Source organism: Gemmata sp. SH-PL17, assembly GCF_001610855.1.
GTDB lineage: Bacteria > Planctomycetota > Planctomycetia > Gemmatales > Gemmataceae > Gemmata > Gemmata massiliana.
Map to the genome: position 1 here is coordinate 5677899 of NZ_CP011271.1, position 25125 is coordinate 5703023.

The following is a 25125-nucleotide window of genomic DNA, read 5'->3' on the forward strand; positions in this document are numbered from 1 at the left end:
GACGCGCTCACCCTCCACCTGAAGCGCAGCCGTAGCCGCTCACGATACAAACCAGGCGAAGGGGCGTTGACCTCCCGAGCATCGAGTAACGCTCTGGCAACTGGGCGAGCGATCGGGCGCCGGCTCCTCTCTACACTCTGGAAACGATCTAAGTGACGGACCCTTCCGGCGGGATGGTCGAAAAGCACCCCATCGGGAACAGTCGGGGTTATAGGCACAGTAACGGCGTGCGCGCGCAGAGCGCAAAATACCCTGCCTTCAGTGGAACGATGAAGCACTGAAGTGCGCGCGGACTCGTTTGTGGGGAATGGCGGCAGCAGGCCGATTTTCGCTTGAATGTAACGTCCGATCATTTACCATATTGAACGTGTTCAATTCCTCTCCCTCTGGAATGCAATCGGGAGCAACGATGTTCCGGATCTCGGCACTCATTCTGACCGCATCGGCCCTGTGCCCGTGTTCCCCGGTTCGAGCCGACGACGCCGAAGACAAGGCCCTCGCGCTCGTCAAGAAGCTCGGCGGGAAGGTAACCCGCGACGAGAGCGCACCCGACAAACCGGTCATCGCGGTCGATCTGAGCCGCACGAAAGTGACGGACGCGGGGCTCAAAGAGTTCACCGCGCTCAAGAACCTCACCACACTCCAACTGGGTTACACTCCGGTAACGGACGCGGGCCTCAAAGAACTCGCCGCGCTCAAGAAACTCACCTCCCTCGACCTGAGTCGCACGAAAGTGACGGACGCGGGCCTCAAGGAACTCGCCGCACTCAAGAGCCTCACCACACTCCAACTGGGTGGCACGCAGGTAACGGACACGGGGCTCAAGGAACTCGCCGCGCTCAAGAGCCTCACCACACTCCAACTGAGTGCCACGCAGGTAACGGATGCGGGCCTCAAGGAGCTCACCGCGCTCAAGAACCTCACCACACTCCAACTGGGTGGCACGTCGGTAACGGACGCGGGGCTCAAGGAGCTCACCGCGCTCAAGAACCTCACCACACTCCAACTGGGTGGCACGTCGGTAACGGACGCGGGGCTCAAAGAAATCAACGGGCTGACCAAACTCACCACACTCCACCTGGGTACCACAAAGATAACGGACGCCGGGCTTAAGGAACTCGCCACACTCAAGAGCCTCACCACACTCCAACTGAACGTCACTTCGGTAACGGATGCGGGCCTCAAGGAAATCGCCGCGCTCAACAACCTCACCACACTCTACCTGAATTCCACGAAGGTGACGGACGCCGGGCTCAAGGAAATCGCTGCACTCAAGAACCTCACCACACTCCACCTGGGTGGCACGAAAGTAACTGATGCGAGGCTCAAGGAACTCAAGGGGCTGACCAAACTCACCGTTCTGACCCTCAACCACACGCAGGTAACAGACGAGGGGCTCAAGGAAATCGCCGCACTCGAGAGCCTCACGGCACTCGACCTGAGCCGCACGCAGGTAACGGACGCGGGGTTCAAGGAAATCGCCGCACTCAAGAGCCTCGCCACACTCTACCTGTTCGGCACGAAGGTAACGGACGAGGGGCTCAAGGAAATCAAATCGGCGTTGCCGAAATGCTCTATCTCAAAGTGATCGTGTAAGCGGGCCTTACCGGACTTTCTCTTCACGCCCTTCTCGTGCTAGCATGTGCACTTATCACGAGAGTACATGCCGAAGCGGAAGGGCGAGCCCAAGCCTCAAGGGACTGGCACGAAAAAGCAGAGCAGAACCAAAACAATGCCGCTCGCGACCGCACTTGCCTTTCCTCCGCGCTCTCCGTGCCCTCTGCGGTGAAATCCTCATGTGAAGGTGAAGAAGTCGACCAGGGTCTGCGGTGCGCCCGCGCCGAAGAGATCTTCGAGGCCGCCTTGCGCGGCCACGGACGCGCTGCGGGGAAACAGTTCCCGTTCATACGCGGCGAGCGCGGCTTCGATGTCGCCGGGGTTAGCGGCGATGGCCCTCCCGAGTTCGGCCCCGTCGAACATGGCGAGGTTGGCCCCTTCGCCGTTCGGGGCCATCAGGTGCGCCGCGTCGCCGACCAGCGTCACGCCGGGTACACGAGCCCAACTGTGCCCGGCGGGTAGCGCGTAAATGGCACGCGGCACGGGGGCGGTGTCACTTTCGGTGATGAGCGCCGTTAACTCGGGCGCCCAGCCATCGAATTCTTCGGCGACGCGGGCCAGGGCGGTCGCCCGGTCCGAAAAGTCGATGCCGTCGACCCACTCACGCGGCTTGCGCAAGATCACATATGCGTGCAACACACCGTTAGGCTCGCGGTGCGCGAAAATGCCCTTCCCCTCAACCGGCACCATCATCGAGCCGCCGCCGACGGCCACCGCGCTCGCCGGATATCGGTTGTCACTGTCAAACAAGTAGGTCTCAACAAATGTGGTGCCGGTATACGCCGGTTTCGTCTCGGAAAGGAGCGGGCGAACCTTCGACCACGCGCCGTCGGCCCCTACGAGGAGGTCGGACGTCACCGTCGAGCCGTCGGCGAAGGTCACCAAATGCCGCCCACCGCCAAGTGCAGACACCGACGCGACCTTCTGCCCCCAACGGACCGCGTCGGCGGGAAGTGATTCGAGCAGAATCCGCCGAAGCTCTCCGCGCGGCACCTCGGGGCGCCCGCCGGTGCCGTCGTCGGGTTGATCGAACAGGACCGTGCCGTCCGTGCCGAGCACCCGCGTCGCCTGCCCCCCGGGGTGGATGATTTCGCGGAACTGTTCATAGAGCCCCGCCGCCTTGAGTGCGACCTGCCCGTCGTTCTCGTGGATGTCGAGCATGCCCCCCTGCCCTCTCGCGTTTACGGAGGGTTCCGCTTCGTAGACTGTCGCCGGGATGCCGTACACGCTGAGGACGCGCGCGAGTACCAGCCCGCCGAGACCGGCGCCGATGATCGTAACATTCATCCTGATTCCTTTCGCAGTGCCGCTGGGTATGTTGGAGGATACGCCGTCTCCTTCGTGGCCGCATCAGGATAGTCTGCCAACTTGTATCGAAATTCGGTCAGCGGGGCGCGCGGCGTTTTTGGGGAACGCTGGCGATGAAGATGATGCACAAGAGCGACGAGCGCCTCGACCCCGACCGGGTGCCGCGGCCGGTGATGGCGTTCGGGGTCACCGCCGACTCACTGACCGGCGGGTTGGAAAAGGAGGCCCACGAGCACCGCAAGGGGCAACTGATCTACATGACGCGCGGCGTGGCGACGTGCGAGGTGGCTCAGGGCTTGTGGATCGTGCCGCCGCAATGCGCCGTCTGGGTTCCCGGCGGCACGCGGCACAGCGCCAAAGGGGTCGGGGCGATCGAGTGCTACAGCCTGTTCGTGGACGCGGCCCGCGCCCGAAACATGCCGGACGCCTGTTGCACGGTTTCCGTCTCGCCCCTGCTGCGCGAACTGCTCCTCCGCTGCGCCAAGCTCCCCACGCTGTACCCCGTTCGAGGGGTGGAATCGCGTTTGGTGGCGGTGCTGCTCGATGAACTCGCCGCCGCGCCCGTAGAGAAGCTGCACCTCCCGATGCCCTCGGACGGCGGCTTGCGGAAGATCGCCGACGGGCTGACGGCCGACCCGTCCGACCGGGCAACGGCGCAGGAATGGGCGGAGCACATCGGAGTCAGCGAGCGCACGCTCCGGCGGCAAGTGCTCCAGGAGACCGGCATGAGCTTCGGCCGCTGGCGCCAGCAGCTCCACATCATCCTGGCGCTGCAATGGCTCTCGCAGGGGGTGTCCGTTCAATCGGTGGCCACCGACCTGGGCTACGAAAGCGCGAGCAGTTTCGTCTTCATGTTCCGCAAGGCCCTCGGCACCTCCCCGGCCCGATACATGGCGCAGAGACTCGCGGGCGTGACAACTGCACCCACCTCAAATGACAGCCGGAAGGCGCCCGATAACCGGGGCGGAACGGCACGCAGAAAAAGACCGCTGGGCGCGACTCGATCACGTCGCTGATACGGCGAGCGAACGTAAGTCGCGTCGAGCGATCCGTCTCGCACTATCGGTGGGAGCGGGAGGAGCGGGTCGGTGGCGAGTTCGAGTACACGATCGCGACCGTCGACGGCAACCGGTTCGTGTTCGATGTCCGCACCGGCGAAGTGGTCTCCGCGTCTCGGACGGGGCGCGTGTCCCGATGGGGCCGGTGGATTGTACTCGGCGCGGTCCCCGTTGCGGCAATCGCATGGTTGGCTCGGCGTCGCGCGCGGGTGGGGCGGGCAGGCACCGAGCCGGTTGCTACGCCGGCCCCGGCCGCGTAATTGGGTAGCGGCTTGAACGGTGTCGTGCCTCTATCCTGACGAGATAAGCGAATCGGCAACGAACCGGGCTCCGATCCCACCGTGCCCGCGTTGCTCGGGCGCTCACGTGGTGCGGAACGGGGCGAACACGGCGGGTACCCCGCGCGTCCCGTAGCGCGGGTTGATTGGGGCACCATCCCACGAAGCGCAAGCGCCGGGCAATGGGCGCGGGCGCTCGGGCCGAGGGGATCCGTTCGAGCCCTCACGACCGCCCGGCGCGGGCACAACGATTCCGTTGATTTCACCACGCGGAAACAACAATCGTCGCCCTCGGGTGCCCGGTACACTCACGTTTCGGGAACTCGGATCGAGGGGCAGAATCATGAGCCGAATATGGGCCGGCCTCGTGGCGCTCGTCGGGTGCGGTTGGGTCGAGGGGGACCGGCCGACCGGCGCCGAAACGAAAGCCGGGGACGAGCGCGAGATCGCCGGCGTCAAACTGCGCTGGTGCCCGCCGGGAACGTTCACGATGGGCAGCCCCGAGAGCGAGCCCGACCACCGCCCGGACGAGAAGCCGGTCGAGGTGACGTTGACCAAGGGGTTCTGGACCGCGAAGTATGAAACGACCCAGGGCCAGTGGAAGCGGGTGATGGGCGCGCTCCCCGGCAAGGCGACGGCGGAACTACCCGAGGACGACGACTTGCCGATCGGGGATGTGAATTTCGCCCGGGCCGAGGCGTTCTGCGCCAAACTCACCGAGTTCGGGAAGAAGGACGGGACGCTCCCGAAGGGCTGGGAGTTCCGGCTACCCACGGAAGCCCAGTGGGAGTACGCGTGCCGGGCCGGGACAACGACCGCCACCTCGTTCGGGGACAAGTTGAGCCCAAAACAGGCGAACTTCAAGAACATGCCGTACAACGGCGCGGAGGGCGGGCCGTCCCTCGGCCGGGCAGCGAAGGTCGGGAGCTACCCGGCCAACCCGTGGGGGCTGCATGACATGCACGGGAACACGTTCGAGTGGTGCCGGGACTGGTACCACTCGAAACTGCCGGGCGGGAAAGACCCGGACCTGTACGATACGAAGGGGGAGAAGAACCGGGACGGCTCGGTCTCGCGGGTGCGTCGGGGCGGGGCCTGGACCGACGAGGGGAAGTACTGCCGCTCGGCGCTGCGGTTGAAATTCGAGCCCGAACGCGGGTACGATCACATCGGGTTCCGAGTCGTCGCTGTCGCGAAACCGTAAGAGCGACAACACCCCGGCTCTGAGTCCGAACCCAAAATTACGCTTTCCCGAGCACCAGATCCACGACCCAGCACCCGCGCACATGGACACCCGGCACGCGACAGTGGTTCAGCACGTCGGCGCTGTCACAGCCCGCGTCCTGAAGCGCGTCGGCCAGAATCGGCATCACACTGAATTCGCGCGACTCGTACATCTGCGCCGCCAGCGTGACGGCGGTGGAGGTGCGCCATGCGGGGGAGAATGTTACTGGGCGGAACGGGTTGCCGACGATGTCACGGAGAAGGTCACAGAAGAGAAGGTACGGTTCCGCATCGACATCGAGGAGGATCTCAAGCGCCTCACGAGCTAGCGAGGCGGCGCGGGCGTCGTCCCCGCCTAGCACGCAGTGAGCGACGCAGAGGCAGCGGTACGCGGCTGCACCCATGCGGTAGGGGTCTGCATCGGACGGCTCCCATGCCTCAGCACACTCGATTGCGCTGCCAAGCACGCGCCCGGCCCACTCGACCGCGGCCCGTTCACGGGAGCCCTCCATCAGTTCCTCATCCTGACGGCAGCACGCCACGATCCACAAGCCCACCTGCCTGGGACTAAATCTGGCTCGGGCGCGCAGGGGCAACTGCTGGTCGTTCGCTCTTGTCCGTTGGACGTCGAGGAGCAAGTAGGGATCATCACTCTCCAGCCATTCCGCTTCGGTCATTGGTCGCCCCCTGGAACTGCTCCCAGCATGACCGTTTCGGCGCCCGTTCGCAAGTTCCTGTGCCCTTCGGTGGTTGCGTCGGGTGCGTGTTCGTGTATGTTGTGGGTGCCCATCGCGTTTGACCCGGCGCTCTACGACAGGCTGATGTTGCGTCAGCCGAGCATACTGCACCACACTCGCGCGAGGAACGGAATGCGGCGCCTGCGCCTCGATGCCCTTCAGCTTCACTCGGACCGATTACACCTGTGCGGCCAACTCTTCGACGGGATCGCTTACGAGGTTCGAGCCGATCGCGTGGTTGCGAACTTTCGGGTCACCGGAGGGGTGCGGAAAGGGCCGGCCGAAGCTTGGGCCGCCCGGAGGCCCCGCGTCCTGTTTCAATCGCTCGCGTTCCCGTCTGGGGAAGAGGCACCTGAACCGACAGAACACGCCACCCTGAACGGCACCCCTTTTCACGGGGTGTCCTACTCATTCGATCCGGCAACCGGCTCGCTCCTACAAGAGCTGGACCTCCACCCGACGCGGCCCGGACCGAGCCGAGAATGGTTCCCGTCCGGGCGGCCGAAAGCCGAGATCGATCGCGCGCGGCCCGACGGGACTACGGAGTCCGAAGCGTGGTACGAAAACGGGCAGCGGGAGACATACGAGTCACTCGACTTGGATGCCGGCTACACGCCGGACGGTCGCCTCAGAACGCTCCGCGTTGAGTGCGACTGTGCGGACGGGGATCTCGATCGTTTGTCTTTTAGCGCCGATTTGGTCTTGGACTTGGCCGGCCCCGGGGTGACCGATGCCGTGGTCGAACGCCTCGCCGATTTGTCGCACGTCGAAGACCTCGAGCTCAGGAGAACAAACGTTACCGCGACGGGACTAATGCGGTTTTCTGCCTGTTTGGGGCTCACCCGGTTCCGGGTCAGACGAAACGCGCAGTTCGGGGAAATCGATGTCCGGAACGTGCTCGCCCGCCTACCGAACTGTCAGTGGGACGGACGCCTCAACTGACACGCTGCAGGTTGCCATTGGTTAATATGATTATTTGATAAATGTTGCGTTGCATTTACTCACACGTTCCTTCGGTCTGCGCCGCTTGCGTCGGCTTTGGGTTCGTGTATGTTGTGGGTGTTCCCGTGGCTGTGTTTAGCTCGTCGCTCTGCGACAGGACGATGTTGCGTCGTCCGAGCACATTCCGCCACACCCCGCGCGGGGAACGCTGTTCCAGCACCGCTATCGGAAGTGTTCCGGATCCCGGAGCAGCGGACTGGTTCAACCGCACGTGTCGCCGTTCCGCCGCTCCGGGATCCGGAACACTTCCGGCGTTGCCGTGAGCGCTCCGCGCCCCAGGTCGGGAAGTAGACACCACGGGAATACCACGAGCCAGGGAGTAATCCCTGGCCCGTGTCGTTGAAGTCGGCCGGTTCACTCGTCTCTGGCTCGCAGCCCAGCGATGAAATCCGCGAACGAGTTGGCCAGGAGGACCACGTTGCCCGCGGTTTCGACCGCGCCGTCCCACGAATCGGGGTCCGGCCCTTCGTCGTGAACCCAGAAGTATACGCGCCCCCGGTGCGCCCCGGTGAGCCCGAGGCAGATCGCGTTGCCCCCCGGGTCGCCCATGATCCACACCAGCGCGCGGGGGATCTGCACCTCGTACCCCTGGTAACTGGCGCGCGCGGACCGGAGCGACAGGTGCCGTTCGTCGCGCAACCCGCCCACGCGACTCACGACCGCGGTCCACTCCCCCTCGGGCGTCGGGCCGTCGAACTGGTACCCGTCGAGGTTTCCCCCGTTGCACCGGAGCAGGAACTCGCGGTACTCGTCGGGTAACGGCGCGCCGATCTCGGCCTCGAACGCTTCGACCTGCGCGGGGGACGGGGGCGGCGTTCGGTCCGGGCCGAACACGCGGAGCGCGAGCGGCGAGAGCGCGCGGTCGGCGGTCGCGTGCAGCGCGGCGATGAGGTCGTCGATCGTCATTGTGCCCCCCGGGTCCGAACTCGTGTGACCACAGTGTGTACACGACGCTACGGCCGCCGCAATGTCCGCTACTCCTTGCCGAGCACCAGATCCACGACCCAGCACCCGCGCACGTGCGGCCCTTCACCGCGGCAGTGGTCCAGCACATCGGCGCTATCACAGCCCGCGTCCTGAAGCGCGTCCCCCAGAATCGGCATCGCGCCGAACTCTCGCGCCTCGTACATCTGCGCCGCCAGCGCGACCGCGGTGGACGTGCGCCACGAGGGGGAGAAGGTGACGGGTCGAGACGGGTTCCCGAAGAGGTCGCGGAGAACCGCGGCCTGCCAGCGGTATTCCAGTTTCCTCTGTAACCGCGGCCACACGAGTAGCGCCGCCTGCCGCGTGGCGCACGGCGCGTAAAGGTGCATATCGTTGGGCAAACACGCGGCGTGTACCGCGGCGGCCGCCGTTTCCCTTAAAGAATCGTCGAACTCCGTGAACGCCGCGTTGCTCGCGTCCTCGGCCGCGGCCAAATCGGACGCACTCGCCGAACCTTCGGCGAACCGCGCGCACGTATCCAGTGCGGTTCGACACCGCTCGTCGGGCAACAGGTGCCGGACGCGCTCGCAACAGCGAACGGCAAATATGCGCCAGGTCCGGTCGTTCAGAACCACTCGCTGTATGTAACGGATCATCTTCTCGGGGTGCGCAGAGTCGAGCCACTGTGCCTCGGTCATCGGTCGCTCCCTGGGAACCGCTCCCAGCATGACCGGGTGCGGCGCCCGGTGCAAGAACTCCCGGGGTTGAAACCCCGGGCTATTCCCGGTGACCCCTTCGGGGTCCGAAAACAACGAATGAGGTTTGCGCCCTCCCGACGTGCAATGCCTTTGTGACCCCGAATGGGGTCACCGGGAATAGCCCGGGGTTTCAACCCCGGGAGTTCTTGCACCGGCTGTGGGTTCGTGTATGTTGTGGGTGTTCTCGTGGTCGGTTTAGCTCGTCGCTCTGCGACAGGACGATGTTGCGTCGTCCGAGCACACTCCACCACGCTCGTCGCGGGGAACGCTGTTCCAGCACTGCTTTCGGCGGAACTCCGGCCGGACCGCGGTTCGCCTGGGACGACCCCGCGGGACGTGGTCCGAACCGCGGTCCGGCCGGAGTTCCGCCGGCTGTGCCGTGAGCGTTCCGCACCCCAGGTCGGGAAGTAGACACCACGGGAACACAACGGGCCAGGGAGTAATCCCTGGCCCGTGTCGTTTCCAGTCGATTCGACACTTACACATTCGCCGAAACGGGAACTCCCGTTTTGGACCGCAGCCGTTACGGAGAGGGCAGCAGTTGTGTTGATCTCCGACACGACGGCCGCGACCGGCGCGCCGCGTGTGCGCGTTAGATGGCTCCCGACGTCCGACGGCGCGCCGCGGCCTCGCTCGGCTGGTACTGGTACTGTGCCAACGGGACGAACTGTCCGCTCGACGTGTCGTAGGCGAAGACCTCACCCGTTTCGATCTTGTACACCCACCCGTGCAGGTGCAGGTCGCCCCGGACCAGGCGCGACGCGACCGCGGGGAGCGTGCGCAGGTTTTCTAACTGGACCAGGACGTTTTCTTCGACGGTCGCGGTCACCAGGCGCTCGCCCTCGAGGTGCCCGTAGTTGTCGCGGACGATGCGGCGGGTCGTTTCGGCGTGGGACAGCCACGAGGTGACGGCGGGAAGCGCCGCGACCGTTTCGGGCTGGAGCAGGCCCTTCATGGCCCCGCAGTGCGAGTGGCCACAAATGATGATGTCCCGGACGCCGAGCCCGGCGACGGCGAACTCGATCGTCGCGGCCTCGCCCCCGCTCGCCGCGCCGTGGGACGGGACGATGTTCCCGGCGTTGCGGAGGATGAACAGGTCGCCCGGTTGGGACCGGGTGAGCAGGTTGGGATCGATGCGCGAGTCCGAACAGGTAATGAACAGGGTTTCCGGGTTCTGCCCTTTTGCCAGTTGCTCGAACAGCCCCTGGAGCGGGCGGAAGTCCTCGGTTCGGAATCGGTGGATGCCCTGAATCAGCTTTTGCATGAACCCTTTGTGTCTCCGATCGTCGGGCGCAACAGTTCCGGGCGACGTCCCGCCCACCCGTTGCGGGTGCCAATCAGCTTACGAAGATTCCCGGTTCCGGCGCCCCGTTCTGAAAGCCCGGTGGCAGCGGGCGCCGCCCAGTTGCCTTCCCACTTCGACCCCGCCGTTTATGGCAACACGTTTAGCGTGCGCACGCGGTTACACCCCGGCGATCTTCTTGATCGCCTCCGCGACGGCCTCGGCGGTTTTGCCCGTCGTGTCGACCGTCCGCTCCGTGATTCCCGGAATGTCGGGGTAGCAGAACAGGGCGTGGTTGTGTTCGTAGAAGCTCGCGCGCCCGAGTTCCGCCAGCACGTTGTGGTTCCCGTCGTGCCCGTGCCGGTCCGTGAGCCGCTTGAGGATGTCGCTCCACTGCGCCGTCAGGAAGAATGGGAAGATTTCGCGCTTGGCGGCTTTCAGAATGCCCATCCACTCGTTCGCGCCCCGGGTAGCGCCGGGGAACGCGAGCCCGTCCGGTTCGCCCCATGCCAGTTCGATCACCAGGACCGGCTCGGTGGCGAGCTGGAGGTCGGCGTACCGGAACTCCGGGTACGCGCACCGCCACTCGCCCTTGCCCCAGTGCGCGTCGAGGTTGATGTACCGCACCGATTTCCCGAGGTGGGCGCGGAGCAGGTCGCGGACCGCGCTCTTCCCCACACCGGGCGGGCCGCGGAGGACGATGGCCTTGTGAACGGGGCCGGTGCTCATGTTTTCTGCTCCAGCAATCGTGAATACTCACTCACCCGAAACCGCGCTGTGACAGAATACCCCTCGTGCCCCCGCCGGCGAAGAGACGGCCCCTTCGCCAAACGCTCAAAGGAGTGCGCACGAGGTCGCTCACAAGAGCGGCTCATCACGGCGTACCGTTGCTGTTTCCTGCTTGCTCCTTCCCCAGAACTCCCGGGGTTGAAACCCCGGGCTATTCCCGGTGACCCCTTCGGGGTCCGAAAACAACGAATGAGGTTTGCGCCCTCCCGACGTGCAATACCTTTGTGACCCCGAATGGGGTCACCGGGAATAGCCCGGGGTTTCAACCCCGGGTGGGGATGCTTGCACCGGCCGCGGGTTCGGGTATGTTGTGGGTGTTCCCGTGGTCGCGTTTAGCTCGTCGCTCTGCGACAGGACGATGTTGCGTCGTCCGAGCACATTCCGCCACACCCCCCGCGGGGAACGCTGTTCCAGCACCGCGACTCAGGGGCGGACCATATTCAAACTTGGCGGGCGGGTTCGACCGCGAGAAGCGCGATCCCGCCGTCTGAATAAAGTCCGCCCCTGGCGGTGCCGTGAGCGTTCCGCGCCCCAGGTCGGGAAGTAGACACCACGGGAATACCACGGGCCAGGGAGTAATCCCTGGCCCGTGTCGTTGAAGTCGGACGGTTCACTCTTCTCTGGCGCGCAGCCCGGCGACGAAATCCGTGAACGAGTTGGCCAGGAGGACCACGTTGCCCGCGGTCTCGACCGCGCCGTCCCACGAATCGGGGTCCGGCCCTTCGTCGTGGACCCAGAAGTACACGCGCCCCCGGTGCTCCCCGGTGAGCCCGAGGCAGATCGCGTTGCCCCCCGGGTCGCCCATGATCCACACCAGCGCGCGGGGGATCTGCACCTCGTACCCCTGGTAACTGGCGCGCGCGGACCGGAGCGACAGGTGCGGTTCGTCGCGCAGCCCGCCCACGCGACTCACGACCGCGGTCCACTCCCCCTCGGGCGTCGGGCCGTCGAACTGGTACCCGTCGAGGTTCCCCCCGTTGCACCGGAGCAGGAACGCGCGGTACTCGTCGGGCAACGGCGCGCCGATCTCGGCCTCGAACGCTTCGACCTGGGCGGGGGACGGGGGCGGCGTTCGGTCCGGCCCGAACACGCGGAGCGCGAGCGGCGAGCGCGCGCGGTCGGCGGTCGCCTCCAGCGCGGCGATGAGGTCGTCGATCGTCATTGTGCCCCCCGGGTCCGAACTCGTGTGACCACAGTGTGTACACGACGCTACGGCCGCCGCAATGTCCGCTACTCCTTGCCGAGCACCAGATCCACGACCCAGCACCCGCGCACGTGCGGCCCTTCACCGCGGCAGTGGTCCAGCACATCGGCGCTATCACAGCCCGCGTCCTGAAGCGCGTCCCCCAGAATCGGCATCGCGCCGAACTCGCGCGATTCGTACATCTGCGCCGCCAGCGCCACGGCCGTCGAAGTGCGCCACGACGGGGAGAAGGGCACCGGGCGGAACGGGTTGCCGAAGATGTCGCGAAGACGCCGACACTGATCGATACTTTCGGCTTTCAAGACTTCGGCTGTTAACTTCGCCCAGGCGCGTTCACGAGTGCGCCGTACCATTTCCCCCTGCGTGCTCTGCCAACTCACCCACGCGCGCCATTTCCGTGCTTCCCGCGTCGAACGAAGAATCCGCTCTAAGTTCTCCAGGGCGACAACTGGCTCCACGGTGTCACGGGCTGCGGCTGCCGCTTCGGTCCCTCCGCCACCCAGTAGCTCCAGTGGTTGCTCCGTCGCGGCACTGACCGCTTGCTTGGCACCACGGCGTATTTGCGTCAACTCCTTGCTCATTCGCTTCCGTTCCGCCCCCCTGCTGTCGGCGAAGCGTTCGCTCGCTTCAACCGCTTGACGACTTCGATCATCAGTCAAGATGTCCCAGACGCGCCGACAACAGGAGGCTGCAAGCAGCCGCAATTTTCGCTGGCTGCTGTCCAAGATGTATTCCAACAGAGGCTGCGGCTCTTCGGACGCCAGCCACTTCGCTTCGTTCATCGTCGCCCTCATTCATTGCCCGGAACTCGTGCTGATGGTTGCGCAGAGGATGTCACCGCAGAGGGCACACGAGAGCGCGGAGCCGGACCGCCTTTGCCTTTCCTCTGCGCTCTCCGCGCCCTCTGCGGTGAAAACCTCGGTCCTCTCCGGCTCACACCGCGTCGGCGGGGTGTTTCCACGGGGCGCGGTACGGGCGCTTCAGGAGTTTCGTCGCCTCGTCGTCCCCGACGCAAATGTGCTTTTCCGGGTTCCAGGTGATCGACCGGCCGAGTTGCTGGCTCAGGTTCGCCAGGATGCAGCTCGCCGACGAGATGTGCCCCTGTTCGATGTCGGCGACGGGCTTCCCGCGACTCTCCCGGGCCTTCAGGAAGTCCTGCCAGTGGCGCCGCAGTGCCGACGCGACGTGGCGCTCCAGGTCTTTTTCGGTCTTGTCCTCGGGGAACTTGTCCTCCTCGAATAGGGCCGTGCCGGTGACGGTCGGCCGGTTCGAGCCTTGCGGGAAGAATTCGTACTTGTTCACGCTCGCCTTGAGCGTCCCCCTATCCCCGTAAATGAACGCGGCCCAGGGGTACTCCGGGTCCGGGGTGCTGCCCCAAGTGCGGTGCTGCCACGTGACGGTGAGTGACGGGAACTCGAACGTCGCGCTCTGGGTGTCGCTGATGTTCGACTTCGCGTTCTTCTGGACCAGGATGCCGCCGGTGCTGCTCACCCGCGTGGGCCAGCCGAGGTCCAGCATCCACCGGACCATGTCCAGCATGTGGATGCACATGTCCCCGACGATCCCGTTGCCGTACTCCGTGAACGCGCGCCACCACCGGCGGTGCGGCAGGTTCGCGTCGAGATCCTTGTAGAACGGCGCATCATACTCGCGCAGCGGGGCCGGGCCGGTCCACATTTCGTAGTCGAAGAACTCGGGCACCTTCGTGACGGGCGGCTTGTCCCCGCTCCGCATGTGGTAGTAACAGCAGATCTCGACGTGCCCGACGGTGCCGAGCTTCCCCTCCTTGATGACCTTCTCCTTCGCGTCCACGAGGTGCGGGGTGCTGCGCCGCTGGGTGACCACCTGCACGACCTTCTTGTGCTTCCGGGCGGCGTCGAGCATCGCCTTGCCCTCCAGCACGTCCACGCTCACCGGCTTCTGCACCCAGACGTCGGCCCCGGCCTCCATCGCGGCGATCGCCGGCAGCGCGTGCCAGTGGTCCGGGGTCTCGACCATGACCACGTCGCAGTCCTTTTCCTTCAGCAGTTCCCGGTAGTCCGCGTGGAGCCGCGGCTTCTTCGGGGCCTTGGCCCGCGCGGTGATGAGGTCGGCGGCCTCGGCGAGCATCTTCTTGTCCACGTCGCACAGCGCGACGACCTCGACGGGCGCGACCTGGAGCAGCCGGAACAGTGAACACTTGCCGTACCAGCCGGTGCCGACGAGCCCGACGCGGAGCGGCTTCGGTTCGGCGCCCACGACGAAGTACCCGCCGGCGGGGACGGCGAGCGCGGCCGCGGACGAGGTCCGGAGGAAGTGGCGACGGTCCATTTGGGAGAGACCTTTTGGGGAAGAGGGGAGGCGACCCGAACACTGGCATTATGCGCGAACGAGTAAACGAAATGCCACACGCCGCTCGTTTTCTGCGCGCGGCCGCCGAAGGTGCCGGGCGAACGGTCGGTGTGAGCCGGCCGGTGAAGTGGGAACGAGGTGACGATGCCGGGGATCAGTCCTTTGAGTTGATCGCCTGAATCGCCAGGTTCGCCGCGTCGCGGACGTAGTCCGAATCCCATTCGGTTCGGTTGTCGATGAGATCCCGGAGTGCGGGCAGGGCAACAGAAGCTTTTGCCCCATCTCGGCGAGCAACCGAAGCGAGGTATAGGCGACACGACCAGTGCGCTGTTGGGCGTTGCGAACGAGAAACGCTACCGGATCACTGGCCAGTTCGAGGATGCTGCGAATACCCGATTGCACCTCGTGGTCTTCGTCGGTGTTGATGTGCTCGACGATCAGGTCGGGGTCGGCACGAAGTTGGATCAAAGCTTCAGCCGCAGATTCCGGGTAAAGCCACATGTTTGAGGCCAACCACCGCACTGCCTCCAACGCAGCCGGGCCGATCTGTCCGAGGGTGTAGCAAATCGCGTTCTCCACAGGTCGTTCAACGCTATCCATCGAATCGTTGAACTCGGGCCATCGTTTCCATCCCTCGATCTCGGTGAGTGCCGTGACAGAGGGAGCGGCGGCGGCTTTGTGAAAGCCCAGGTCAACAACCGCCAGCCACACGTCTACCCAACTTTGCGCATCCAGTTTCGTCTGAAGTGTCAGCACGGATTGCAGTTTATCCGGCTTAGAACAGCGCATGAAAATCTGAACCGCTTCCCCTGGCACTTGATCTGGGTGCTCCCGAATCCACGTGCGAACCGCGTCTACGGCCGAGGTTCCCATCTCAAAAAGTGCTGCCTCCGCGGAACCACGGCGCTTCCAGTTGATCTTCTCCCGTTCAATGCTGGAGCGGACACCGGGACGAAGCACTGTCAGCGTTTTCAAAATCCCCGGCACCGGGTCACGGGCATCGGGTTTCATCCACTCCCAGATGTCGGCGTCCCGCACCCACGCCGCACGCGGGTCGCTCCGCTCCTCCAGCCAGTCGGCGAACACCAGGCGCGCGGTCGCGTCGTCCGGCGCGGCGGCGATGGCCGCCAGGAACGCCGTTTCATCGGGGTGCCGGTCGGGTGTACTCATGCCCGCGATGTTACCCGTCCGCACCCGGGGTTGAAACCCCCGGGCTATTCCCGGTGACCCCTTCGGGGTCCAAAGACCGTGAAGGGGTTGCGTCCCCAACGAGAAATCCCGGGGTTGAAACCCCGGGCTATTCCCGGTGCCCCCTTCGGGGTCCGAAAACAACGCACGGTGTTGGTGTTCCCCGACACGCAATGCCTTTGTGACCCGAATGGGGTCACCGGGAATAGCCCGGGGTTTCAACCCCGGGCCGGGGAGGGCTGTGAGACGTGACGAAACTCGATACGCTGGGAATGACGTCGGTCCGAATGAATTCGAGGCTCGGCTACAGAGGACTCGCATGAACGAATTGCCCGAAGAATTACCCGAAGAGCTGCCTGAAGAATTACCCGAAGATTTGCCGCCCCCGCCCCCGGCTCGCCCGGGCCTGATTCTGGCGGCCGGAGGGCTGTGGGTGCTCGTGGGCGCGTTTTTCTTGCTGATGACGTGCCTCGGAACCGTGCTCGACATCCTTCTCGAGGCCGGGCGCCAGGGGCCGGTGCGCAACTCGACCGCCGGTTGCGCGATGCAAGTGAACATGCTCATCTGGGGCGGGTTCCTCACGGCGGGCATCCGGACCTTACAAGGCAAGGCGAAAGACACGATCATCACCAGCGTCATGTCGATCCTCGTGGGCCTGCTGTATTTCGTAATCGGGGCCGTGTCATTGTGGCTCGCGGGTGGCCCGGGACGAGCTCCGGGTCCGTTCGTAACGGCCATGCTCGTTACGGGCGCGCTGTCGGTGCTCCTCGGGGGCGCACTGTTTTTGCCCGCGGTCCTCGCACTGGCCGCCCGGTCCCAGTACCTGGAGTGGCGCGAGGCCCTGGAACCTCCTCGACGCAGGCGGACCCGGCGGCGCCGCGAGGAGCAAGACGAGGAGCGCGATTGGGAGCGCCCGAAGTACCCCCGTGACCCGAAGCGGCCGTGGAACCGCGCCCGGCGCGATTCCGACGACGACGACTCGTGGGGGTGAAATACCAGGGCGGCATGTACCTTCCAAAGATTGGAAGGTGCTGTGCGAGCCGATGCACGCATCATGGTTAGCAAAGGCATTCAATGCAATTTGCAGATTCTTGATGCCGATTTAATGTTTACAGTTTGTTTCTGAATGGGCTGGCCACAAATGTTGAAATCGCGATAGTGTTCGTAAAAGCGAATTTTCTCTGGTGCAGCATGAGGCGGCTCGGCCCGGTGGCCGCGCGAAACGACTTCGACTTCAGCAGGCGAAAAGCAATCTGGTTTCCGGACAACTGGCATTTTACTGTGTTGAAAACTTGCGTTTTGTGTTGGTGGCACAGGCCTCTGGCCTGTGGAGGTACTCACACAGGCCAGAGGCCTGTGCCACCAAACCATGAACCGAACGCATCAATTCAACACAGCACGGGCTTTTCGAGGACACGGAATGGAATTCGCCTCGCTTATCTTCCTCGTGCTCTCACCGGGGGCGCCGACCGACAAGGCCGAGGCCGTCGTCGCCCAGAAGTCGCGGATGCCGAACCGCTATCAACTGAAGCTCCGCGTCGAGTCGCGCACGCCGAACGCGCCGCCGCCGCTCGAGTCCTCGTGGGACTCGACCCTACACATCTGGCGCGACGGGAACAAATTGCGCGTCGATCACCTGGACGCGCACTACACCCCCCCGCGACCGAATCACGATAGCCACGACCGACGCATCACGTGTGAGAATTGCGAGAGGGAAGGTTACGGAATCGTGACCACCGTCGTGCGGGGCGCTCCCCCGACGCTCCACGCGGTCGAGTTCGTTCGGCTCGGTACGCGCAATTTGGACGGGTACTGCACCTTTTTCGATTGGCGATATTTCGGATTGAGTAACGACCGGATGTGTGGGTACTCGAGACTTCATATCGGCACCGACTTTCCCGGTTTTTTCGGCCGACCCGAAGTGCAGACGAGGAACGAAAACCGGGACGGGGTGCCGTGCCTCGTCGCGACCATGTCCCGGAAGACGGCGAACCTCCAGCAATCCGTTTGGCTCAGTGAGCGCGACGGGTTCCATCCGATCTTTTTCGAGGACAAGTTCGAGGTCGAGGGGAAGCCCGAGAGTCGAACGGCGGAGGTGAGCTGGCAACTGACCCCGGGAGGGCACCGGTACCCAAAAACGATGAAACACGACACGACGATTTCGTTCAACGGCGCGAAATACCGGAGTGAAGAAGTCGTCACGGTCACACACGCCGATTTCGACAGCGCCATCGACCCCGCGGTGTTCACGCTCGCCGGTTTCGGGTTGAACGAAAACCAGGCGATCAGGCTTCCCGACCTGGAGCCTTCCAAGCTACCGCTGTGGCGGAACGGCAAGGTTGATGAGTCGTACACGCTCGGCCAGTACACGGCCGATATGCTTGGCCCCCCAACAGCAGTTGCTGACGGCCCGAAAACTGTGGCCAGCTACCCGACTGAAGGCAACACCACTCTCATCGTGAGCTTCGTGGCCGCGCTGCTAGCGACCGTGGCCGCGGTACTCGCGGTCGTCATCCGCCGACGGAGGGCCGCGGGATGACGGAGCCCAACCGATCACTTCGGCGCCGCGGAGTCAGTTTGGTGGAAGTGCTGGTGGTCTTGAGCCTCCTGTCGTTCCTGTTCGCGCTGCTCATACCCGCGGTGCAGAGCGCTCGGGCGGCGGCCGCGCGAATAAGCTGCCGGTCGAACCTCCGGCAGATCGCCCTGGCGACACATAGTTACGAGTCCGCCCACGGCCAACTGCCGCCCGCGTTCCGGCACCGGCGAACCGACGCGGAGACGCCCAACCTTCAGTGGCCGCTGCTGATCGCGCCGTACCTCGAACTCGGGGCCAACTGGCAGACGGCGGTGGACGATTTTCGGCGCGACCGGGACGCGATATTCCCGACGCCGCACCGCGGTCTGTCGGTGCCGCTGAAGCCGTTCTCCTGTCCGTCGGACCCGCGGACCGCGGTGAGCTGGGAGGTCAAGTTCGTTTACACACTCGCCCGCCCCCGTCCGACCCTTGTCACCCGATCGTTCGCGCTTAACTCGTACCTCGGGAACGGGGGCGAGTTCAGCGCGCGGCGGGACGGTGTCATCGTCGCGGACGGCACCGTAACTCTGTTACATGTAACGGACGGCACTTCCAACACGCTCGCGTTCGGCGAGCGCCCGCCGCCAAGGAACTTAATGCTCGGGTGGTTGTACTACGGGTGGGGGGCACACGCGAACGGGGTGGGCGAACTCAGCTCTGTTATGGGAGTCAATGACCCGAACCCGTTTGCCCGACGGGTACCGGACACGAGTTGCGGCCCCGGGCCGTTCCCGTACCAGCAACCGGATTTGAACTCCGAGGCCGACTGCGCCCAGTTCCAGTATTGGTCCTTGCACTCCGGGGGCGCCAACTTCGCTTTTTGCGACGGCTCGGTTCGGTTCCTCACGTACCGGGCCAACTCGGTACTGGCCGCGCTAGCCACCAGCGCCGGGGGCGAAGTGGTCGCTCCCGACTAAACACCGGCCGTTCGCTCGGACGCGCGCCACAACCGGGCACCGCACGTTCCACCGCCCGGCGCATACACCGGCCGCTCGCCAAGAGGTGCCGGACGAACCGCCCTCGCCCGGCGAGCACCTCCGGCACCCTGCCCTCGACTCCGGTCCCGCGCCCGGTTACGCTATCCGACGCTCCACACGGAGGTAACGGATAATGATGCGTCTAATCGTTGCTCTGTTCGCATCCGGCGCGCTGATCGGCCTCGCGCCCGCGGCACCGGTCCCCAAGCACCTGATGCCCAAGGAACCGCTCTACTACAGCGTGCAGAAGGGCACGCGCTGGGTGTACACGGACAACGGCATGGATTGCGAATTCGAGGCCACGGACGTGAAGCCGCTCGCGCGTGACGGGTGGACCGTCACGGTGGAGTGCGTGCGCGACGGGGCGAAGTCACCGTACCAGAAGATCGAGGTTTCGCCGCGCGGTCTCGTTGTCATCGAAGCGCGGGGGATCTCGGCCGAAAACCCGTTGTGCCTGCTCCAGCGCCCGGCGGAACCCAACGCGGAGTGGTCGTACCGCCGGGACAATCCCGGCGCCACATACAGTCGGGGCGCCATGATGGTGACCGGCACCGAGGACGTGAAGGTGCCCGCCGGGGTGTTCCGCGCGGTCCGCGTCGTTCATGAGGTGACCGTCGTGTGGAACGACAAGCCGATTCAACAACTGCGCGTCACCACCTGGTACGCGCCCGACGTTGGCCTCGTGAAGGCGACGGGCGAGGGCTACAAGTCGGAGCTGAAGTCGTTCACGCCCGGGAAGGGCTGATTCGTTCCCCGCGCGCGAGCGAGCCGGCTCGGAGCACCCACCCGCTCGTTGGCACTCGCGGTTCGCCAAAAAGACTATCGTGAGTTGGCCGCTGTCGGTCGCCTTACTCGTGAGCGGGTGTTTCTGCGCTCGCGATTCCGTGATACTCCTGTATCGCATCGCACGCGGTCTCGCACGTGGCGAGGTCGGCTAAGCCCCGCACCGCCCACTTGAGTACCGGCACGTCGCGTTCCACACCGGAACCCGCACACCCCCGCGCGCCGTATGTGCGATCGCGACGCACGTGGCGCACCAAAAGTTGTGGCGTGCGAGCCACAAGCGGGTGTAGGATGTCGGCACAGCACTTGCTGTGATAGGCGGACGACAGCACTTCTTTTCCTACCGTCACCCGGGAGCCGCATCATGCACGTTGAAGTCAACACCGATACCCGCACCTCCGTCGACGCCACTGCCGCAACTACCCGGATCGAGAACGGTCTGGCCCGGTACCGCGAGCGCCTCACCCGCGTGGAAGCGCACCTCAGCGACGTGAACGGGCCGAAGGGCGGCCACGACATACGGTGCGCGCTAGAGGCCCGCCCCGCCGGGCACCAACCGCTCGCGGTGACGAACGAGGCCCACACCCCAGAGGACTCGGTGAAGGGCGCGGTCGAAAAGATGGGCCGGCTCCTGGAGCACACGTTCGGCCGGATCGACGACGCAAAGGGGCACACGTCGGCCAGCGGTTTGCCCACCTGACCGAAGAAAGCCCGGGCTATTCTCGGTGACCCCTTCGGGGTCCAAGAACAATTACGGTATTTGCGCCTCGACGAAGCCAAGTGCCTTTGCGACCCCGAATGGGGTCACCGGAAATAGCCCGGGCTTTCAACCCCGGGCTGGCTGTGCGCGGTTCGCGCGACACGTCTTCAATCTTCACGTTACCACCGGCGCCCGCGCCAACCGCCGTAATAGCGCGGCCCGCCGTAGTAGCCCGTGTACCCGCCGTAATACGCTGGATACGTCGGGTACGTGCGGTACCCGGCCCATTGCCACGTCGAGTACGGGTTCGTCCACCCGTAAGAGTACGTGCGCAGACCGGGGTAGTTGTAGGCGTAGTTGTAAGAGTACGACGGGTACGTGTAGCCCACCGGCGTCACATACGGGCTGGAGTTAACCGACGGGTACACGATGATCTGCGCTTTCGCGTCGTTCGCGGTACCCAGGGTGAACGTCAGAGCGGCAGCAGCGGCCGCGGTCAGAAGTGATGCACGCATGGTCGCCTTTCATTCAAACGGGCGAAATCGGGCGGCTGTAAAGCCTACCGATATAATCCGCAACGCGCGTGCCACTCGGCGCCGGGAAGTCACGAAAAATCCGGTTATCGACGGGGAAGGGAAGAACCGCAGATGACGCGGATCACGCAGATAAGAGGAAACAGAGATTCAGGAGACAGAGGGGACAGATCAGAGATCCGAACCGTGTTGCTTCAGCCCCGTAGGGGCGGCCGCGTGTAGCCAGGGGTGAAGCAACGCGCAACCCCCTGGCGGGCTTCCACGTACCCCGGCGATCCAGGCCGAACGCGCCCGCCGGCGCCCCGCTTATCCCAGGTGAACCCATCACGTCTCGTTCGGTCTAGGCCGGATCGGTGCGATACCGGCGAAGCTAACATCTGCTAACAATTCGGCCGCACCGCGGACCATCGCAACCGACATTTCCGCGATCCGGCGCGTCGAGATTTTGTGCGCACGACCGTGAAGGCCCGTTTAAGCCCTCGCGCGCATTTTCGCGCCGGCGCGGAGGCGGCTCGCACGCGCTGTCTCGCCCGTAACGCCTACAGGGGAAATGGTTATTTCGTCTTCGCGGTAGCCAACTGTTTCACAACACGCAACAGGATCCACATTAGATTAACATATTAAAGAATAACATGCGTTATCCGAATAAGGAAAAAGTAGAAAACGACATATGAGATGCGTGAGTTCGGTGTGTACAATCGCCACGCCGGTAAGAAGCCGGTGCCATTTCCACTACAGTGAGTGTCTCACATGGATTCGCCTTTCGGTTTGCGCTCGCGCATCTCCCGCCTGCTGACGGCCCCGGTGCGGGAGCCGCGGCGCGCGCCCCGCGCCCGGCTGATGGCGGAGGCTCTGGAGGCCCGTGAGGTTCCGGCCCGGGTCAACTTCACGTTCGCCCTGGACGAGTCCGCGGGGAGCTTCGGACTCACGACCACGCAGCGGAACCTGTTCCTCACGGACCTCCAGGCCGCCGGCCAACTGTGGTCCGACCAGATCGCCGGGGCCGCGGCGAACCCGGTCACCCTGGAAGTGCGCGTGGTGCCGGCCGCGCTCGGGAGCAGCACCTACGCGAATTGCGGCCCGACCGCCCAGGTCGTGAGCGGGGGCGTGAGTGAGGCCGGGACACTGTACGAGAGCCGAACCGGGGTGGACCCGAACGGGGCCGTCTCGGACATCACGATGACGTTCAACACCGCGTACTTGCAGTCCAGCGCGAGTTTCCCGGTCGGCGCGTTCTTCGACCCGAGCGGGGCGGCCCGGACCGGGACCGTTCCCGCCGGGCAAGCGGACGTTATCAGCGTCGCGCTCCACGAAATGGGGCACGGGCTGGGGATCGTTAGTGCCCGAAATTCGAGCGGAGTGGTGCCCCCGGGTGTCGCGCCGACCACGTTCGACACCAAGATTTCCGGGACCGCGTTCGTCGGCGCCCAGGCTCAGGTGGTAAACGGTGGAGCGGTCCCGCTGAGCGCCGATTACAGTCACCTCAACGTGTCCGGGGATCTGATGTTCCCGTCCATCGGGGGCGGGGTCCGGCGGTCGATCGGCGGGCTGGACACGGCCGTTCTCCGGGACCTCGGGTGGGCGCCGGTAATCACGGCCACGGCTGCCACGGCCAGCGCCACCTTCTCGTTAGATTCCGCTGGGAACCTGTTCCGGCAGGCGGGCGGGACGACCACCCTCGTAGCACTGGCCATCACGGATATGGAAGTGGTTCAGGGGCAGTTGTTCGTGCGGAACGGCGGGAACAACGTGTTCCGCTACAACGCGGCCGGCGGGTTCGATTTCATTGCCGCGTCCGTCCTGCAGATCGGGCAGGGGCTGAACCAGTTCTTCGTGCTCAACGGCGGGAACAACGTGTACCGCTACAACTGGAGCACAGGGGGCTTCGACCTGCTGGCCTCCGCGGTCCTGGAGATCGGCCAGGGGCAGGGCCAGTTCTTCGTGCGGAACGGCGGGAACAACGTGTTCCGGTACAACGCGGCCGGCGGGTTCGATCTGTTGGCTTCCGCGGTCGTGAAGATCGGGTCGTCCCAGGGCGACTTCCTCGTGCTCAACGGCGGGAACAACGTGTACCGGTACAACGGGAGCACCGGCGGGTTCGATCTCATTGCCACGTCCGTACTGGAGATGGAATCGTCCCAGGGGCAGGTGTTCGTGCGGAACAGCGGGAACGCCGTGTACCGGTACAGCGGTGGCGGGTTCGCCCTGTCGACCGTGAACATCATCGACATCTGGTCGTCCGGCGGGCTGTTCTACGTCAAGCGCAGCGACGGGGCCATCTTCCGGTACTCGCCCGGCCTGGGCGATTACATCCTATCCGCGTAGTGCCGTAGCCCGCTGGTGTGCCCGCCGAGCGGGGTAGCACATCTGGGAGCGGGGCACGTCGCCCACGTGCTCTCGCTTCCAAGAGCCCCGGGCCGCGGAAGCATTTCCGGCCCGGGGCTTTCCCTTTTCTCCTACGGCTTCCGCGCCTTCTCTGTTTTTCGTCGTTTTTCCTTTCTCCTTTTCCCCTTTTGCCTTCTAACGCTACTCCCAGCCCTGGGCGGCTTCGGCGGCGAGGTCGCTGACCACGGCGACGAGCACCTCCAGCGCGGGCCACCGGTCCCCGGCGAGCGGGACGCCGTGGCGCGCGGCGATCCGCGACAGGTGCCCGCCGAGCGGCCCGGCGAGCAGCTCCGGCAGCGCGCCGGACTTCGCGGACTTGCTCAGGTACATGATCTGGCGGAACGAGCGCTGCATAACGGCCAAGGGCCGAGCCGGGTCCGGTTCGGGGACGCTCTGATCGTCGTGTGAAACGTCCGTTTCAGGTACCGGTGCGAACGTAGGGGCGGGCGCGGCGGCGACCGCCAGGTCACGCAGGATCTGGGTCTGGCTCACGCCCTCGGCCCGGGCGATCGCGCGGGTACTCTGACCCTCCTCTTTGGCCGCCATCACCCGGAGGATGCGCCCCGTGCGCGCGGCTTCCAGTTCCTCCACCGTGAGGTGCCGGCGCGCCAGGTTCAGGTCCAGGCACTCGGCGCGCGCGTCCTCGTCGGGCATGGCCCCGCGGTGCTGAACGGGCACGTCCAGGTCCAGTTCGGCGGCGATCTGGAGCCGGTTCGCGCCGTCGATGACGCACCGCGTGCCCCAGGTGGCGCTGTCGTAGGTCACGGCGCGGTTGAGCACCTTGTTGTGCCGCGAAATGCTGGTCCGCAGTTCCGTCAGTTCCAGCGGGCTGAGGGGCCGGAGCAACCCGGCGAAGGGCAGGTGAAAGGTCAGGTTCCCGAGTCGAACCGTTGGAACGGAGGCGTCTGGCACGAAGTAGGGTTCCTCTGGTGAAGGGGACGTTTTTTGTTCGGTGGCACGGGCCTCTGGCCCGTGGAGGCACTTGCACAGGCCAGAGGCCCGTGCCACAAACACAAGGCGCGTACATTTACACGGGGCATACGGACAGATGGCGGAACCGGGGCGCGCGTGGCTCGCCAGATTGTGGGCATCATTGCCCTCGGGTTGCGTGGGGGGCGCGCATCTATGCCCCAGGTGTGTGTGGATGTCCGCCAGGGGTTGCGCATGCGCTCCACCCCTGGCTACAGGCCCGCGCCCCTACCGGGGCTCAAAACCACCAAGGAAGCCCCGAACGGGGCGGCCGCGAGTAGCCAGGGGTGAAGCGCATGCGCAACCCCTGGCGGACATCCAACGGGGCAACGACGCGCGCAACCCCTGGCGGACACCCACGCACCCGGGCAACCCCTGGCGGGCACTCGCGCACCCCTGCACCCCGGGCATACGGACAGATGGCGGAACCGGGATACGGGTTCTGGTTCGTCGAGAAATAAGGCCCGGTCGCGGGCGGGTGGTCAAGGCGGTCAGGGTGCGAA

Annotated in this window: 22 protein-coding genes; 10 read left to right on the forward strand and 12 right to left on the reverse strand. The window is 65.1% G+C overall.

Annotated elements, in window-relative coordinates:
* The first annotated feature begins 409 nt into the window (after positions 1-409).
* Positions 410-1588: a leucine-rich repeat domain-containing protein gene (locus tag VT84_RS23385; protein WP_082841179.1), complete on the forward strand. Its 1179-nt coding sequence runs from the start codon at positions 410-412 to the stop codon at positions 1586-1588.
* A gap of 206 nt (positions 1589-1794) precedes the next feature.
* On the opposite strand, the gene VT84_RS23390 is transcribed toward VT84_RS23385, so the two are convergent.
* Complete coding sequence (locus VT84_RS23390) at positions 1795-2904, reverse strand: FAD-dependent oxidoreductase (RefSeq protein ID WP_082841180.1); 1110 nt, start codon at positions 2902-2904, stop codon at positions 1795-1797.
* A gap of 134 nt (positions 2905-3038) precedes the next feature.
* Here VT84_RS23390 and VT84_RS23395 point away from each other — a divergent pair, with 134 nt between their 5' ends.
* Together VT84_RS23395 and VT84_RS23400 are read left to right on the forward strand one after the other, a co-directional pair.
* Positions 3039-3941 (forward strand): AraC family transcriptional regulator, encoded by a 903-nt coding sequence (locus VT84_RS23395; protein WP_204249632.1) that lies wholly within the window; start codon positions 3039-3041, stop codon positions 3939-3941.
* 663 nt (positions 3942-4604) lie between these two features.
* Positions 4605-5465: a formylglycine-generating enzyme family protein gene (locus VT84_RS23400; RefSeq protein WP_082841182.1), complete on the forward strand. Its 861-nt coding sequence runs from the start codon at positions 4605-4607 to the stop codon at positions 5463-5465.
* Positions 5466-5502: 37 nt separating this feature from the next.
* Here VT84_RS23400 and VT84_RS41160 read toward each other — a convergent pair whose 3' ends face one another.
* Positions 5503-6162, reverse strand: coding sequence for a hypothetical protein (locus VT84_RS41160; RefSeq protein ID WP_239465459.1), 660 nt, complete (start codon positions 6160-6162; stop codon positions 5503-5505).
* Positions 6163-6354: 192 nt separating this feature from the next.
* On the opposite strand from VT84_RS41160, the gene VT84_RS23410 reads away from it, so the two are divergent.
* Positions 6355-7164: a hypothetical protein gene (locus VT84_RS23410; RefSeq protein ID WP_157469752.1), complete on the forward strand. Its 810-nt coding sequence runs from the start codon at positions 6355-6357 to the stop codon at positions 7162-7164.
* A 414-nt stretch (positions 7165-7578) separates the two neighbouring features.
* Here VT84_RS23410 and VT84_RS23415 read toward each other — a convergent pair whose 3' ends face one another.
* The 8 genes from VT84_RS23415 to VT84_RS38820 all read right to left on the reverse strand — a co-directional run bounded on the left by VT84_RS23415 (position 7579) and on the right by VT84_RS38820 (position 15682).
* Positions 7579-8130, reverse strand: coding sequence for an SMI1/KNR4 family protein (locus VT84_RS23415; RefSeq protein ID WP_082841184.1), 552 nt, complete (start codon positions 8128-8130; stop codon positions 7579-7581).
* A gap of 68 nt (positions 8131-8198) precedes the next feature.
* Complete coding sequence (locus VT84_RS41165; protein WP_239465460.1) at positions 8199-8846, reverse strand: hypothetical protein; 648 nt, start codon at positions 8844-8846, stop codon at positions 8199-8201.
* A 652-nt stretch (positions 8847-9498) separates the two neighbouring features.
* Entirely contained in the window at positions 9499-10170 is a 672-nt protein-coding gene (locus VT84_RS23425) for a carbonic anhydrase (RefSeq protein ID WP_082841185.1), read from the reverse strand.
* A 198-nt stretch (positions 10171-10368) separates the two neighbouring features.
* The gene (locus VT84_RS23430; RefSeq protein WP_082841186.1) at positions 10369-10917 is read right to left on the reverse strand and encodes a hypothetical protein; all 549 of its coding nucleotides are present in this window, start codon (positions 10915-10917) and stop codon (positions 10369-10371) included.
* 670 nt (positions 10918-11587) lie between these two features.
* Positions 11588-12139 carry an SMI1/KNR4 family protein gene (locus tag VT84_RS23435; protein WP_082841187.1) on the reverse strand — a complete coding sequence of 184 codons (552 nt, stop codon included), beginning with the start codon at positions 12137-12139 and terminating at the stop codon, positions 11588-11590.
* 68 nt (positions 12140-12207) lie between these two features.
* Complete coding sequence (locus tag VT84_RS41170) at positions 12208-12762, reverse strand: hypothetical protein (protein WP_239465461.1); 555 nt, start codon at positions 12760-12762, stop codon at positions 12208-12210.
* A gap of 352 nt (positions 12763-13114) precedes the next feature.
* A complete protein-coding gene (locus tag VT84_RS23445) occupies positions 13115-14491 on the reverse strand; it encodes a Gfo/Idh/MocA family protein (protein WP_082841188.1) in 1377 nt (458 codons plus the stop codon).
* 48 nt (positions 14492-14539) lie between these two features.
* Positions 14540-15682: a TIGR02996 domain-containing protein gene (locus VT84_RS38820; protein ID WP_157469753.1), complete on the reverse strand. Its 1143-nt coding sequence runs from the start codon at positions 15680-15682 to the stop codon at positions 14540-14542.
* Positions 15683-16019: 337 nt separating this feature from the next.
* Between VT84_RS38820 and VT84_RS38825 the strand changes: the two genes are divergently transcribed.
* The 5 genes from VT84_RS38825 to VT84_RS23475 all read left to right on the forward strand — a co-directional run bounded on the left by VT84_RS38825 (position 16020) and on the right by VT84_RS23475 (position 20735).
* Entirely contained in the window at positions 16020-16691 is a 672-nt protein-coding gene (locus VT84_RS38825) for a hypothetical protein (protein ID WP_157469754.1), read from the forward strand.
* A 429-nt stretch (positions 16692-17120) separates the two neighbouring features.
* A complete protein-coding gene (locus VT84_RS23455; RefSeq protein ID WP_082841190.1) occupies positions 17121-18239 on the forward strand; it encodes a hypothetical protein in 1119 nt (372 codons plus the stop codon).
* Positions 18236-19192, forward strand: coding sequence for a DUF1559 domain-containing protein (locus VT84_RS23460; RefSeq protein ID WP_082841191.1), 957 nt, complete (start codon positions 18236-18238; stop codon positions 19190-19192). Before VT84_RS23455 ends, VT84_RS23460 begins: the two co-directional genes overlap by 4 nt.
* Positions 19193-19385: 193 nt before the next feature.
* Positions 19386-19997 carry a hypothetical protein gene (locus tag VT84_RS23465; RefSeq protein ID WP_082841192.1) on the forward strand — a complete coding sequence of 204 codons (612 nt, stop codon included), beginning with the start codon at positions 19386-19388 and terminating at the stop codon, positions 19995-19997.
* A 402-nt stretch (positions 19998-20399) separates the two neighbouring features.
* Positions 20400-20735 (forward strand): ribosomal subunit interface protein, encoded by a 336-nt coding sequence (locus tag VT84_RS23475; RefSeq protein WP_082841193.1) that lies wholly within the window; start codon positions 20400-20402, stop codon positions 20733-20735.
* A gap of 179 nt (positions 20736-20914) precedes the next feature.
* On the opposite strand, the gene VT84_RS23480 is transcribed toward VT84_RS23475, so the two are convergent.
* Positions 20915-21250, reverse strand: coding sequence for a hypothetical protein (locus VT84_RS23480; protein WP_052552663.1), 336 nt, complete (start codon positions 21248-21250; stop codon positions 20915-20917).
* A 768-nt stretch (positions 21251-22018) separates the two neighbouring features.
* On the opposite strand from VT84_RS23480, the gene VT84_RS23485 reads away from it, so the two are divergent.
* Positions 22019-23593, forward strand: a complete 1575-nt coding sequence (locus VT84_RS23485) for a hypothetical protein (protein ID WP_052552665.1) — start codon at positions 22019-22021, stop codon at positions 23591-23593.
* Between the two features lie 201 nt (positions 23594-23794).
* On the opposite strand, the gene VT84_RS23490 is transcribed toward VT84_RS23485, so the two are convergent.
* Positions 23795-24565: a hypothetical protein gene (locus VT84_RS23490; protein WP_052552667.1), complete on the reverse strand. Its 771-nt coding sequence runs from the start codon at positions 24563-24565 to the stop codon at positions 23795-23797.
* Positions 24566-25125: the final 560 nt, after the last annotated feature.

Bases quoted from the DNA above. Each gene is read 5' to 3' on its own strand.
- VT84_RS23385 (WP_082841179.1), top strand. From the start codon at position 410: ATGTTCCGGATCTCGGCACTCATTCTGACCGCATCGGCCCTGTGCCCG.
- VT84_RS23390 (WP_082841180.1), bottom strand. From the start codon at position 2,904: ATGAATGTTACGATCATCGGCGCCGGTCTCGGCGGGCTGGTACTCGCG.
- VT84_RS23395 (WP_204249632.1), top strand. From the start codon at position 3,039: ATGAAGATGATGCACAAGAGCGACGAGCGCCTCGACCCCGACCGGGTG.
- VT84_RS23400 (WP_082841182.1), top strand. From the start codon at position 4,605: ATGAGCCGAATATGGGCCGGCCTCGTGGCGCTCGTCGGGTGCGGTTGG.
- VT84_RS41160 (WP_239465459.1), bottom strand. From the start codon at position 6,162: ATGACCGAAGCGGAATGGCTGGAGAGTGATGATCCCTACTTGCTCCTC.
- VT84_RS23410 (WP_157469752.1), top strand. From the start codon at position 6,355: ATGCGGCGCCTGCGCCTCGATGCCCTTCAGCTTCACTCGGACCGATTA.
- VT84_RS23415 (WP_082841184.1), bottom strand. From the start codon at position 8,130: ATGACGATCGACGACCTCATCGCCGCGCTGCACGCGACCGCCGACCGC.
- VT84_RS41165 (WP_239465460.1), bottom strand. From the start codon at position 8,846: ATGACCGAGGCACAGTGGCTCGACTCTGCGCACCCCGAGAAGATGATC.
- VT84_RS23425 (WP_082841185.1), bottom strand. From the start codon at position 10,170: ATGCAAAAGCTGATTCAGGGCATCCACCGATTCCGAACCGAGGACTTC.
- VT84_RS23430 (WP_082841186.1), bottom strand. From the start codon at position 10,917: ATGAGCACCGGCCCCGTTCACAAGGCCATCGTCCTCCGCGGCCCGCCC.
- VT84_RS23435 (WP_082841187.1), bottom strand. From the start codon at position 12,139: ATGACGATCGACGACCTCATCGCCGCGCTGGAGGCGACCGCCGACCGC.
- VT84_RS41170 (WP_239465461.1), bottom strand. From the start codon at position 12,762: ATGAGCAAGGAGTTGACGCAAATACGCCGTGGTGCCAAGCAAGCGGTC.
- VT84_RS23445 (WP_082841188.1), bottom strand. From the start codon at position 14,491: ATGGACCGTCGCCACTTCCTCCGGACCTCGTCCGCGGCCGCGCTCGCC.
- VT84_RS38820 (WP_157469753.1), bottom strand. From the start codon at position 15,682: ATGAGTACACCCGACCGGCACCCCGATGAAACGGCGTTCCTGGCGGCC.
- VT84_RS38825 (WP_157469754.1), top strand. From the start codon at position 16,020: ATGAACGAATTGCCCGAAGAATTACCCGAAGAGCTGCCTGAAGAATTA.
- VT84_RS23455 (WP_082841190.1), top strand. From the start codon at position 17,121: ATGGAATTCGCCTCGCTTATCTTCCTCGTGCTCTCACCGGGGGCGCCG.
- VT84_RS23460 (WP_082841191.1), top strand. From the start codon at position 18,236: ATGACGGAGCCCAACCGATCACTTCGGCGCCGCGGAGTCAGTTTGGTG.
- VT84_RS23465 (WP_082841192.1), top strand. From the start codon at position 19,386: ATGATGCGTCTAATCGTTGCTCTGTTCGCATCCGGCGCGCTGATCGGC.
- VT84_RS23475 (WP_082841193.1), top strand. From the start codon at position 20,400: ATGCACGTTGAAGTCAACACCGATACCCGCACCTCCGTCGACGCCACT.
- VT84_RS23480 (WP_052552663.1), bottom strand. From the start codon at position 21,250: ATGCGTGCATCACTTCTGACCGCGGCCGCTGCTGCCGCTCTGACGTTC.
- VT84_RS23485 (WP_052552665.1), top strand. From the start codon at position 22,019: ATGGATTCGCCTTTCGGTTTGCGCTCGCGCATCTCCCGCCTGCTGACG.